A 12,463-nucleotide genomic window follows, 5' to 3' on the forward strand; every position below is an offset into this window, starting at 1 on the left:
ATGAATATCGCCGAGTGGAGTATCCGCAACAGCGTGATCACCTGGGTGGTGGCGCTGGTACTGGTGGTCATGGGGTATTACTCCTTCAACAACCTCAGCCGCCTGGAAGACCCGGAATTCACCATCAAGGAAGCCAAGGTGCTGACGCCCTACCCCGGCGCAACCGCGGCCGAGGTGGAGGAGGAAGTCAGCGACCTGATTGAGCGCGCCGCCCAGAAGATGGGTCAGCTGTTCTATGTCGAGTCGCATTCCTACCGTGACAAGTCCATCGTCTCGGTAAAGATCCGCGATCAGTACGACAAGCACAGCCTGCCCCAGGTCTGGGATGAACTGCGCCGCAAGATCAATGACGTGCAGGCGGACCTGCCCCCAGGGGCCGGCCCGTCCCAGGTCATCGATGATTTTGGCGATGTCTACGGGGTCTATCTGGCTATCACCGGCGAGGGCTACAGCCAGAAAGAAGTGTATGAGTTCGCCAAGTTCCTCAAGCGCGAGCTGCTGCTGGTGGAAGACGTCAAGAACATCAGCCTGTACGGCGAGCCAAAGGAAGTCATCTACGTGGAGTTGCGGCGGGAGAAGATGTCCGCCCTTGGCATCTCCCCCAATGACATCTACGCCGCGCTCGGCGACAAGAACACCGTGGCCTACGCCGGCTACGCCCGGGCCGGCGACAACCGCCTGGCGGTCAAAGTGTCCGGTGAGCTGGATTCGGTGGCACAGTTCAATACCCTGCTGATCACCAGCCCCCGCAACCCGGGCCAGCAGATCCGGCTGGGGGATGTGGCCTCCATCACCCGGGGCCTCAAGGAACCGGTCGCCAACCTGCTGCGCTACGACGGCCAGCCGGCGGTCGGTCTCGCCATCTCGACCCGCAGTGGCGGCAACGTGGTCACCATGGGCCAGGGCCTGGAAGACAAGATGAAGGCGTTGCTGCCGCAGATTCCCCTGGGTATGGAACTGAACGTGGTGTCGATGCAGTCGGAGGCGGTCACCGAAGCCATCGACGGCTTCACCACCAGCCTGCTGCAGGCTGTCGCCATCGTGGTACTGGTGCTGCTGGTGTTCATGGGACTGCGCAGTGGCCTGATCATCGGCGCGGTGCTGCTGATTACCATCATGGGCACCTTCATCTTCATGGACATCTTCGACATCACCCTGGAGCGGGTGTCATTGGGGGCGCTGATCATCGCGCTGGGGATGCTGGTGGATAACGCCATCGTGGTCACCGACGGCATCCGGATGCGTCTGCAGCAGGGCCAGGATACCCTGGCCGCCGCCCGCGACGTGGTGCGCCAGACCGCCCTGCCACTGCTGGGCGCAACGGCCATCGCGGTGACGGCGTTTGCCGCCATTGGCACCTCCCAGGACGCCACCGGTGAGTACACCCGATCACTGTTCTCGGTGATTCTGATCTCGCTGACCATGAGCTGGTTCACCGCCGTCACCATCACCCCGCTGCTGTGCCACCAGTTCCTGAAACCGGCCCAGGGTGGCGAACAGGCGGCCTATCAGTCCGGCTTCTTCCAGCGCTACCGTCATCTGCTGGAATGGACCATCCGCCACCGGGTGATCACCCTGACGGTCACCCTGGCGGTGTTCGCCTCAGCTCTGGTGGGCTTCGGCTGGGTCAAGAGCAGTTTCTTCCCGGACTCCACCCGGGCCCAGTTCTACGTCGATGTCTGGTACCCCGAGGGCACCGACATCGCCAGTACCCGGGATCAGGTCAAAGCGTTTGAGCAGCGGCTGGCGGAGTATGACGCGGTTACCCACGTGACCACCCAGATCGGCGGTGGTTCGCCACGATTCCTGCTGACCTACAGCCCGGAACAGCCGGCGCCCAACTTTGCCCGCCTGCTGGCGGATGTGAACGACTACCGCCAGCTCACGGCGATTACCCGTCAGGTCCAGAATGACCTGGCTGGCCTGCAACCCGGCACCATCGTCAACGCCCGCCAGTTTGTGCTGGGGCCGGCCACCGGCGGCAAGATCCAGCTGCGCATCTCCGGTCCTGACCGCCACGAGTTGCGCCGACTGGCGGCACAGGCAGAGCAAGTGATCGCCGCCCACCCCAACGTCAAAGGGCTGCGGGATGAATGGGGCGAAAAAGCCCAGGTGATTGAACCGGTCGTGGCCGACGCCCAGGCCAAGAAACTGGGACTGGGCCGCGCCAACATTGCCAATGCCATGGCCTATGGCGTCGATGGTGTGCGGGTCGGTACCTACCGTGAGGGGGACGAACTGCTGCCCATCGTAGCCCGGGCACCGGTCGAGGAACGGCTCAGCCTCAACAACCTGGACCAGATTGCAGTGTGGAGCCCGGTGGCCCGGCACATGGTGCCCCTGGGTCAGGTGGTCGGCCATTTCGACGTCGGTTTTGAGGACGCTCACATCTGGCGCCAGGACCGCATCACCATGCTGCGACTGCACTTTGACCCGCGCCAGGGCCTGTCCTCCGAACTACTCAACGAGCTCAAGGCCGACGTCGAGAAAGCCCTCAATGTCGACGTTCAGGACTACCTCGGTCTGGCACCGGGCACCGAGGTGGAGCATACCGCCGACACCCTGCCCATCCGCTATCGCGACCGCCTGCCAATTCGTGACATGCCGGGCTATTTCATGGCATGGGGCGGTGAGAACGAAGACTCGGTGAAAGGCTCCACCTCCATCGCCGAATCGGTGCCGGTGTTCTTCGGGCTGATGGTGTTCATCGTGTTGTTGCTGTTCAACTCCATCCGCAAGACCCTGGTGATCTGGCTGGTGGTGCCCCTGGCCATCATCGGCGTCACCGTGGGCCTGCTGGCGTTCAACCAGCCGTTCGGCTTCATGGCCCTGCTGGGCTTTATGAGTCTGGCCGGGATGCTGATCAAGAATGCCATCGTGCTGGTGGATCAGATCGACCTGGAACTGCAGTCCGATCCGGAACCGGTCCACGCGGTGGTGGAGTCCGGCGTCAGCCGTCTGATCCCGGTGGCGATGGCGGCCCTGACCACCATCCTGGGGATGATTCCGCTGCTGGGGGACGCCTTCTTCGTGGCCATGGCGGTCACCATCATGTTCGGCCTGGGCTTTGCCACCATCCTGACCCTGGTGGTGGTACCGGTGCTGTACGCCACCATCTTCCGTTACCCCAACCCTTCACGGCCAGCCGGGACGTCGGCCGCACACCACCAGAAGGACACCTGACCATGAACCGATTTGCAGTCCTCATCAGTGGCCTGGCCCTGTTACTCGGCGGCTGCGCCAGCCAGACCGAACTGACCTCGGTGGCGCTCGACCGGGAAGCCCGCGGCCATTACGGCCGCATCCTGGTGCTGTCCATCAGTGGTGACCAGCTGGTACGAAAGACCGTGGAAGACCAGATTGGCGTCACCCTGGCCCGCGCCGGAGTCACTGCCGTCGTCGCCTACCCCGCCCTGCCCGGCGAGCTGGATAGTCTGGGCAAGCAGGCCCTGCGCCAGCAAGCCGAGGCCCTGGTGCTGGCGGAAAACGCCGAAGCGGTGCTGGTGGCCTCGCTGATCCGCGACGAAGTGCGGGAGGAGTACGTTGCCCCACAGATCAACCAGGTCGCCACCCCGGCCCTGCACCCGGGGTTCGGGCCCTACGTCGGTTACCACTACGATACCGTGGTGACGCCGGGCTACTTCACCTCCCAGCGGGAAGTGTTCGTGCAGACCAGCCTGTTTGACGTGGAAACCGGCCAGGCGGTGTGGCGGGCCCAGTCCAGGACTCTCAACCCGGTTGATCTGAACGACAGCGTGGCCGAGTTCAGCAAGGTGCTGGTACACCGGCTGCAGGACGATGGCATGTTGCCGGCGCACTGAGCCACGGCCGACTGCCCGCCGCCGGAGCATTTGCCCCTGTCCCGTCGGCGCGATGTCCAGTAAACTCTGGGGCTTTCTTTCAACACCCACGCGGCCGCCACCCCTTCCATACCCGGTGGAGCGGCCTCGTGTCCGGCACAATCAGAGAGACAGCGTAATGGGTAGAGCGTTCCAGAACCGCAAAGAGTCGATGGCAAAGACGGCCGCGGCCAAAACCAAGGTCTACAGCAAGTACGGCCGTGAAATCTACATGTGCGCCAAGCAGGGCGGTATCGACCCGGATGCCAACCTGTCCCTGCGGGGCCTGATCGACCGCGCCAAGAAAGACCAGGTGCCCACCCACGTAATCGACAAGGCCATCGAGAAGGCCAAGGGCGGCGCCGGCGAAGACTTCAACCCGGCCCGCTACGAGGGCTTTGGTCCGGGTAACTGCATGGTGATCGTGGACTGCCTCACCGATAACCCCAACCGCACCTTTGGCGACGTCCGCTTCTGCTTCACCAAGACCAAGTGCAAAATCGGCACCCAGGGCAGTGTCAGTCACATGTTTGATCACTGCGCCATCCTGGCGTTCAAGGGCGACGACGAAGAGGCCGCCCTGGAAGCGCTGATGATGGCCGATGTCGACGTCACCGACATCGAGAATGAAAATGGCCTGATCACCGTGTTCGCCCCCAACACCGAATACGCCAAGGCCAAGCAGGCCCTGGCCGATGCCTTCGAGGGCATCGAGTTCGAGGTGGACGACATCCAGTTCCTGCCCCAGACCACCACCGTGGTTGAAGGCGAAGACGTGGAGATGTTCGAGAAATTCCTCGACATGCTCAACGACCTCGACGACGTCCAGAACGTCTACCACAACGCCGAACTGTAACAGCGGCGTTGTCAGGACAAGCGTCCCGTCTGGCCAAAACAGACAGGACACCAGGGGCGGCACTGCGGTGCCGCCTTTTTTGTGGCCGGCGTCCCCGCCCTGCCCGGAGCCTTTCGGGCCTGCCGGATATTGGCTAAGCTGTCGCCCCAAAAGGCGTGATGCCATCGCGCCAATAACCACCGCACGGAGTCATACCGGCGGACGATGAGGGAACAACAATGCTGCCACTGATTCTCGGCCTGGTGCTTTTCCTGGGCGTTCACTGCCTGTCTATTGTCAACGAACCCCTGCGCAACCGACTGGTGGCAAAGCTGGGTGAATGGCCGTTCAAGGGCCTTTACTCGGTCATCGCCGCCGTCGGGCTGGGCCTGGTGATCTGGGGCTATGGTCAGGCCCGGCTGGACCCGACGCCACTGTACATCCCACCGCTGTGGCTGAGCCATCTGGCGATGTTGCTGCTGCTCCCGGTATTCCCCATGCTGCTGGCGGCCTATTTTCCGGGGCGCATTCAGCGCACCCTGAAGCACCCGATGCTGGTGGCGGTCAAGCTGTGGGCCCTGTCTCACCTGCTGGTCAACGGCATGGCCCATGACGTGGTGCTGTTCGGCAGTTTCCTGGCCTGGGCCGTGGTGGATCGGATCTCCCTCAAACGGCGCACGCCCCGGGCCATTCCGGCGCTGCCCGGCGGCCGCTTCAACGACGCCATTGTGGTGATTGCCGGGCTGGCGATCTACGGCGCGTTCATCACCGGCGGCCACCGACTGCTGATCGGGGTGGACCCCATTGCCTTTTAACCGGCAATTCCAAACCATAGCGCTTCGTCATTGTGCCGATGTTGCTTTGATATAGCGCCGATGTTGCTTCGATATAGCTCCGAGGATACCCCATGAGCCGTGTTGTAATCCTGAAAACAGGTCAGTCCTACCCCGCCATCATTGAACAGTTCAGCGACTTTGAGGACTGGTTCATCGCCGGCCTGTCACCAGAGCTTGAGCTCACGGTGATCAACGTCACTGAAGACCAGGACCCGGGGCAGATTGACGACTGGGATGGCATCGTGGTGACCGGTTCTCCGGCCATGGTGTCCGAACGCGCGCCGTGGAGCGAACGCACCGCCCGCTGGCTGGCCCAGGCGGTGGCACAGAACAAGCCGGTGCTTGGTGTGTGTTACGGTCACCAGCTGCTGGCCCACGCCCTCGGTGGCGAGGTCGGCTATCACCCCGGGGGCCGGGAATCCGGTACCTTCGAGGTGCGTCTGAACGAAGCCGGCGAGGCCGATCCGCTGCTGGGCTCCCTGCCCCGCGCCTTCCCTGCCCAGCTGACCCACCTGCAGTCGGTCCTGAGCCTGCCTGCCGGCGCGACCCTGCTGGCCAGCTCTGACCACGAGCCGCACCAGGCCTTCCGCGTCGGCGACCGCGCCTGGGGGGTACAGTTCCATCCGGAGTTCACCGCACCAGTGATGCGTGCCTATCTTGGTGTACAGGCGCCGGCTCTGGCCTCGGAGGGACTGTCACCACAGGCATTGATCGACGGCGTGATTGACACACCGGAAGCCGCATCCCTGCTACAGCGCTTCTCTGCTCTGGTTCAGGGGCTACACTGACCACCATCAAAAAAGGCCGCCAAAATGGCGGCCCAATCCGGAGGGTTCCTGGCCCTACTGTGTCAGTGAGCGATCACTGCAACAGGTACAGCGACAGATCGTCAAAATAGACGTCGTTGTCGTCGCCGGCCTTGCGTTCGCCACCGACCGACACCCGGATCTGCCGCACACCGGCCGGCAGGAAGCCCTCGACAGTTACATCCTGCCAGCTCTTCACCGAAGACACTGTGCGTGGCTCGGAGCCGGCCCAGTCAATCACCGCGCCGGAGCCATCCAGCAGTGTTACGACCAGGCTGGGCTGATCCTGGTTCGACCAGGTGGTCATGCGGGCGGACAGTTCCAGGTAGTTCTTGCCGGCATCAATGGTGTCGGCGTAACCGCTGACATCCACCAGTTGGGACATCCGGTCCTCACAGCAGTCCCCCGGCATGCCCTGGCCAAAACCACGACCGGCGAAGTAGTAGTCGCCACTGGCAGCACTAAAGCCACCGTTGTTGGCTGCGGTGATGGCGCTCACCAGACCACTGTCCAGGGTCCAGCCGGAGACATCGCCGGCCTCGCCACCGCCATTGGCGAGCAGGTTGTCACTGCGGCTGCCGGCCAGGTTGAAGCTGTAGGCGTTGCTCCAGGGCGACCAGTTCATCTGGGTGTCCCGCACCCGTGCACGCCAGTAATAGCTGCTGCCGGGCTTCAGTGACAGTTCCGGCCAGGGCTGGTCGGGGTAGGCGTCCATGGACGAGGCGTGGGTATTCTGGTTGCTGTAGCGCTTGTGCCAGCGATAGTAAGCATCGGCACCCGGGCGAATGGTCTGGCGTTCGAGCTGGGCACTCAGGTCCAGCCGGAACAGGTCCGCCCCCTGTTGGGTATCGATGGGCTCAAAGCCCTGATACTTGTCGCCACCCACCTGATCTGCGGCGGCGTAAAACAGGTTATGCCGACGGGTATCGTTGCCCCAGATATCAAACACCGGGCCACTGAAATCCGCACTCTCAGACACCTGCCAGTGCACTTCGTGTACCTGCTCCGGCGACGCCACCTGCACGGCCAACTCGACGTCATTCGCCGAGACTTCACCGGTACCGGAGGTCGCCTGTGGCAGGTTGCTGTGATCGCGGTGCCGGAACGTCACCTGGTCCACCACGTTGAAGTCGGTGTCGCCGTCGTAGCCGCCTTTCTTGCGCTCCAGGGTCATCGACGGCTCGTTACCGAAGTGGAAGGTCAGCAGGCTGTAGCCAAATTCACTGCGGCTGACCTCGAAGGTATCGTAATCGCTGACCTGGCTGTCCTGGTGGCCGGCGTCGTTGAGCGGCTCAATGTAGCCGGAGGCGCTGGCAGCGTTGAGCCACAGATGCGGTGCATCCAGTGACTGGCCGCGGGAATAGGCGTGGGTATGGCCGAAGAAGTGGCCAGTGACGGCCCCGGTTTCACGGCTATAGTTCTCAAGTTCCGTCACCATCTCACAGGAGCCGATGCTTTCGCCGACGTTCCACATTTCCGACAGACAGCCGTGATGGAACATCCCCATGACAAACTTCTTGGAGGACATTTCCGCCTCGTTCAGCGTCTCCCGCAGCCACTGCCGCTGGACCGCCAGGGTCTCACGGTTGAAGCTGCCATGAGCCCCGGAGATCGGGTAGCTGTCCAGTCCGACCAGACGTAAGTCGAGGAAATCCAGGTAGTACCAGTGCTCTTCATACCCCACCGAGCCGTTATCCGGCGGCGACATGTAGGTGCGGTACAGCTCCAGCTCGGCGTTGTTGTAGTAATCGTGGTTGCCAGGCACGGTCACCAGTGGCACGTAAGGCGTAATGGCCGCCATGCGACCAAACAGCTGGTCACGCCAGTTCGAGCGGGTGCCGCCGGTCTGCACCACGTCGCCGGAAATGGTTATGGCGGCGATGTTCTCGGCGCAGGTCTTCGGCTGGTTGCCGTCGCATTCTTCGGTCATGAAGCCATCGGCGACCACGTTGTTCAGCACTACCTCGTAGATCTCCCGGTCCAGCTGGGTATCACTGAGGGCGATGATCTTCGCTTCGGTGACGCCGTCGCCGGCCTGGGGCCAGGTCTTGAAGGCAAATTCCTGGCTGACCCGCTGCTGGTCGTCAGCACCGGTGAGCACAAAGTACTCGTACAGGGTGTTGGAGCTGAGACCGTTGAGACGGGCCCGATACACCAGGCCATCGTCCGAATTGATCTCGGCCGCCACTTCGCGAAACGCATCGGAACTGCCGAAGGGCCGTGCCCAGACCTGCGGATTGGTCTCTTCGGTTTCAAACATCACCGTCATGGTGTCGGTGCCCGGCGCCTGCAGGTAGGGCCGGACGATGAACGCCGGCGCCTGGTCCGACTGGGGATCGCTGACACCCGCGCCGCGGTCGTCGTCATCGGAGTTGTTGCAGCCGGCCAGCAACAGTGCGGAAATCCCCACGGTCAGCAGGGGCCTGATTGGACTCGCCATAAATCTCTCCCGAATTGGTCTATACCAAAATTGGTGGGTACCAACATAGGAAGCCCAGATGTCAGCTCTGTGATCGTTCCATTGCGGATTGCTGACGCTTTTGTGACAACTGGTACGTACCAGTTCGCAACATCAACCTTTAACCGGCGCCTGTCATCGAACGGTCACATCCAGACGCTGAGATAGGCGGACCACTCATGACACCTGTCACAATATGGCTCTGAACCGGGAAATCACCACCTATCACACCGTGGCCGCCAATCTGCAGCGCTGGATTCAGTCCGGCGACCTGCCCCCCGGCAGCCCACTGCCCTCGGAACGCGCGCTCTGCGATCGCCTGGGCGTCAGCCGGGTCAACGCCCGCGATGCCCTGCACTTCCTCGAGAACCGGGGCCTGGTCTACCGCATGAACCGGGTGGGCTGGTTTGTCGCACCCGAAGTCTTTATCTACGACCCTACCCGCACCCACAGCCTGCTCGATGAGGCCCGCCATCATCAGCGCCGGCTCACCACCGAACTGTTAACGGCGGAGCGGATGGTGCCGCCACGCCAGGTGGCCCGACGGCTGGGCATGAGCGAACAGCCGCAGGCCTTCCAGGTGATGCGGCGGCGGGCGGTGGACGGCCGCTGGGTACTGCTGGAACAGTGCTGGTTCCGGCAAGCCGCCTTTCCGGAGCTGCTGGAGCAGGACCTGTCCGGGTCTCTGACGGCACTGGTCCGGGATCGGTATGGCTACCGGCAACGGCAGCTGGAGGTGGCAATCTCATCGAAGCCGCTGACCGACGACCAGGCCCAGCATCTGCGGGTGCGGGAAGGCTCACCGGCGTTGCAGCTGGTGCGGGAAGTGCAGGCGGGCGGAGACTGCATCGTGGTGGAGGTGGAATACTGGCTGCACGATGCCATCGAAATGCGGATGGGAGGGCGGTCGGCGGTATAAACCACCGACCGGAAGCCGGAGATGCTCAGGCTTTCTTGACGAATTCGGACTTCAGCTTCATCGGCCCGATACCGTCGATCTTGCAATCGATGTCGTGATCGCCTTCCACCAGACGGATGTTCTTGACCTTGGTACCCACCTTCACCACCGAGGACGAGCCCTTGACCTTGAGGTCCTTGATCACCGTTACGGTGTCGCCGTCCTGCAGCGGATTGCCGTTGGAATCCCGAACCGACAGTCCTTCCTCGGCCGCCTCCGGCTCGTTGGCAGACCACTCATGGGCGCATTCCGGGCAGACCAGCTGGATACCGTCTTCGTAAGTGTATTCGGAACCGCAGGCGGGACAGGGAGGCAAGGTAGACATGGCTTTCCTTCATCAGTGACTGAAACTAAGGCGGGGCATGATACCAGCAATGCGTCCGCCAGCGGGTGTTTCACATCAAGGAAGCCCTCAATCCTCGGCAAAAAACCGTTCGATCTGGCGGGCGTGGGTCTGGGCATCGCGATAGCCCAGTTCGATCAGCGCATTGGAAAAGCGATGGTCGAACAGCAGGTAACTGGCAAGACTGCCTCCCGTCAGTGAACGGCCTTCCGTGCCCACCAGGTTCCGCAGCACCAGCGGCATGCCATCCATGTAGCGGGCGGCAATTTCATCAATGCGCTCGCTGGGGGAGATTTCCAGTAGCCGCACCGGCTTCAGGTCCAGCCCGGCTTCCGTCAGCCGCTCTCCGGGCACCAGATCCACCAGCTGATTGATCAGCCGCAACCGGTCGATGTCGTAATCCAGGGTATCCAGGAACATGCCATTGAAGACGTGGGCGACAATCTGGGCAAAGCCCGGCGCCGCGCCGGGGTTATGGGCCGGCCGGGTCGACGGACACATGCTGTTGGCGCTCACCCCCACCACCAGCACCCGTTCAGCGCCCAGCCGCAGTGCCGGGCTGATGTGGGCCATCTGCCGGGTCACCCCATCACCGAAGTATTCCCGGTTGATGGGCACCGGCGGGAACACGGTGGGAATCGCCGACGAGGCCATGGCATGCTCCAGCCCAAGCTCGGTGCGGGCTCCCGCCCGCTGACCCACGGTCCAGCTCTGCAGCGCCTCGTGACCGTCGAAAAAGCACACGTTCTGCCCGGTGGCATAGCCGCAGGCATTCACACCAACCGCGGACAGCCGTCGGTCCCGAATCGCCTGGCGTACTTCGGCAAAGTCGATCTCCCGGGCCAGCATCTCCCGCAACGGCCGGTTGTTGAGCAGCGACAGCGGCCGGTCGCTGTCGCTGCCGGCCAGCAGGCGGCGGGCAACCGACGTCATGTTGCGGAGGATGTCGTAGGTGTTGCTGCGATAGACCTGGTCCGGTTCCAGCGCCTGCCAGAACTGCTCCAGTCGCGACACATTGTGGCGGAAGATATCGCCGCCGCCCGCCAGCGCCAGAGCATTGATGGCGCCAGCGGAAGTGCCGACGATCACCCGGAACGGGTAGGCCCAGTCCGGAAACATGTCGGATATCGCCCGAAGCACACCAACCTGATAGGCCGCCCGGGCTCCCCCCCCAGTCAGTACGATGCCGGTTTCCATCATCTCCCCTTTTGCTGTTTTCGCTGCTGGTGGACACAACCACGACGCGGCGGCAGCCACCACCACACCAGCCCCACCAACAGACCGAACAGACTGTAAGCCGCCACAAACACCCAGGCCGGAGCCTGGACATACAGCAACTGCTGCATCCAGTGGCCGATGAAGGAACCGGCGTAACCAGGCTGACCGCCGGATGCCCGCAGCCACATTTCCAGTGTAGTCAGTGGGCACAAAATCCCCAGCCAGGCCTGCACCACCACCACGGCAATGGTCGCCAGGTGGCACCAGCGAAACCAGCCATTGCGCACCCAGCGCCAGTGGCGGATACCGCCAGCCAGCGTCAGCACCAGCCCCACGACCACGAACAGCACCACAGCCAGGTGCAGTGCCAGTACCGCATCAGCGAGCCAGAGATAGATCTCGGAATGGGATGTCATACCGCCAGCTTTGCATACCAGGCCAAAAGAGCCAATTGCCGAGCCACTCGGCGACCTGGCCCGCACAGCCATTCCAGCAGGCAGCCGCATCACCAACACTGCGGAATGAATGTTCATTCATCTGCCAGAGACACGGTGCCATGACGACGCCTTCCGCCACACCCGACGACAAGCGCCAGCGCATCCTGGCGGCCGCGCTGACCGTGTTCGCCCGCCAGGGTGTCCATGGCACACCGGTGCCGCCGATTGCCACTGCCGCCGGCATCAGCGTCGGCGGCCTGTACCGCTACTTTGCCAGCAAGGAGGCCCTGGTCAATGCGGTGTTCCAAGACACCAAGCAGGCGCTGGCAACCCACCTGCTCACCGACCTAAACCTGACCACTCTGGATCGCCCCCTGTTCAACGAACTCTGGCGCCGGCTGGCGGATTTTGCCCGCCATCGCCCCGATGCCTTCCGCTTCCTCGAGCTACAGGACCACCACAGCTACCTGGATGCCAACAGCCGTCTCAGCGAGTGGCAATTGCTGATGCCTCTGCGACAGCTGATCGAGCAGGGCCAGCAGGCCGGCGTGCTCACTCAGCACCTGCGCCCCGAAGTCGCGATGGCGCTGTTCTGGGGCGCTTTTGTTGGCCTGTTCAAGGCCCAGCGCCTGGGCTACCTGGAGCTGGACTCCGACGATCTCCAGCAGGCCCGGGACGCCTGCTGGCAGGTTCTCAGCCACACCTCCTGACCCGTTCATCTGACCACAGGAAC

Annotated in this window: 11 protein-coding genes; 7 read left to right on the top strand and 4 right to left on the bottom strand. The window is 63.0% G+C overall.

The window, feature by feature from the left end; genetic code table 11:
* From J2887_RS15480 to J2887_RS15500, 5 genes are all read left to right on the top strand, one after another.
* Positions 1–3,183, top strand: a complete 3,183-nt coding sequence (locus tag J2887_RS15480) for an efflux RND transporter permease subunit (RefSeq protein WP_227171994.1) — start codon at positions 1–3, stop codon at positions 3,181–3,183.
* 2 nt (positions 3,184–3,185) lie between these two features.
* A complete protein-coding gene (locus tag J2887_RS15485; protein WP_227171995.1) occupies positions 3,186–3,821 on the top strand; it encodes a hypothetical protein in 636 nt (211 codons plus the stop codon).
* Positions 3,822–3,978: 157 nt separating this feature from the next.
* A complete protein-coding gene (locus tag J2887_RS15490) occupies positions 3,979–4,695 on the top strand; it encodes a YebC/PmpR family DNA-binding transcriptional regulator (protein ID WP_227171996.1) in 717 nt (238 codons plus the stop codon).
* A gap of 218 nt (positions 4,696–4,913) precedes the next feature.
* The gene (locus tag J2887_RS15495; RefSeq protein WP_227171997.1) at positions 4,914–5,489 is read left to right on the top strand and encodes an NnrU family protein; all 576 of its coding nucleotides are present in this window, start codon (positions 4,914–4,916) and stop codon (positions 5,487–5,489) included.
* Between the two features lie 92 nt (positions 5,490–5,581).
* The gene (locus J2887_RS15500; RefSeq protein WP_227171998.1) at positions 5,582–6,298 is read left to right on the top strand and encodes a glutamine amidotransferase; all 717 of its coding nucleotides are present in this window, start codon (positions 5,582–5,584) and stop codon (positions 6,296–6,298) included.
* A gap of 73 nt (positions 6,299–6,371) precedes the next feature.
* On the opposite strand, the gene J2887_RS15505 is transcribed toward J2887_RS15500, so the two are convergent.
* A complete protein-coding gene (locus J2887_RS15505; protein ID WP_227171999.1) occupies positions 6,372–8,756 on the bottom strand; it encodes a purple acid phosphatase family protein in 2,385 nt (794 codons plus the stop codon).
* A gap of 214 nt (positions 8,757–8,970) precedes the next feature.
* Here J2887_RS15505 and J2887_RS15510 point away from each other — a divergent pair, with 214 nt between their 5' ends.
* On the top strand, positions 8,971–9,693 hold the full coding sequence (locus tag J2887_RS15510) for a GntR family transcriptional regulator (protein ID WP_227172000.1): 723 nt from the start codon (positions 8,971–8,973) through the stop codon (positions 9,691–9,693).
* A gap of 25 nt (positions 9,694–9,718) precedes the next feature.
* On the opposite strand, the gene J2887_RS15515 is transcribed toward J2887_RS15510, so the two are convergent.
* From J2887_RS15515 to J2887_RS15525, 3 genes are all read right to left on the bottom strand, one after another.
* Positions 9,719–10,057 (bottom strand): zinc ribbon domain-containing protein YjdM, encoded by a 339-nt coding sequence (locus J2887_RS15515; RefSeq protein ID WP_227172001.1) that lies wholly within the window; start codon positions 10,055–10,057, stop codon positions 9,719–9,721.
* An 87-nt stretch (positions 10,058–10,144) separates the two neighbouring features.
* Positions 10,145–11,275 (bottom strand): patatin-like phospholipase family protein, encoded by a 1,131-nt coding sequence (locus J2887_RS15520; protein ID WP_228752818.1) that lies wholly within the window; start codon positions 11,273–11,275, stop codon positions 10,145–10,147.
* Positions 11,272–11,709 (bottom strand): DUF2784 domain-containing protein, encoded by a 438-nt coding sequence (locus J2887_RS15525; protein ID WP_227172003.1) that lies wholly within the window; start codon positions 11,707–11,709, stop codon positions 11,272–11,274. Before J2887_RS15525 ends, J2887_RS15520 begins: the two co-directional genes overlap by 4 nt.
* A gap of 140 nt (positions 11,710–11,849) precedes the next feature.
* On the opposite strand from J2887_RS15525, the gene J2887_RS15530 reads away from it, so the two are divergent.
* Entirely contained in the window at positions 11,850–12,440 is a 591-nt protein-coding gene (locus J2887_RS15530) for a TetR/AcrR family transcriptional regulator (protein WP_227172004.1), read from the top strand.
* Positions 12,441–12,463: the final 23 nt, after the last annotated feature.

Source organism: Marinobacter sp. CA1 (assembly GCF_020546665.1).
GTDB classification, from domain to species: domain Bacteria; phylum Pseudomonadota; class Gammaproteobacteria; order Pseudomonadales; family Oleiphilaceae; genus Marinobacter; species Marinobacter xestospongiae.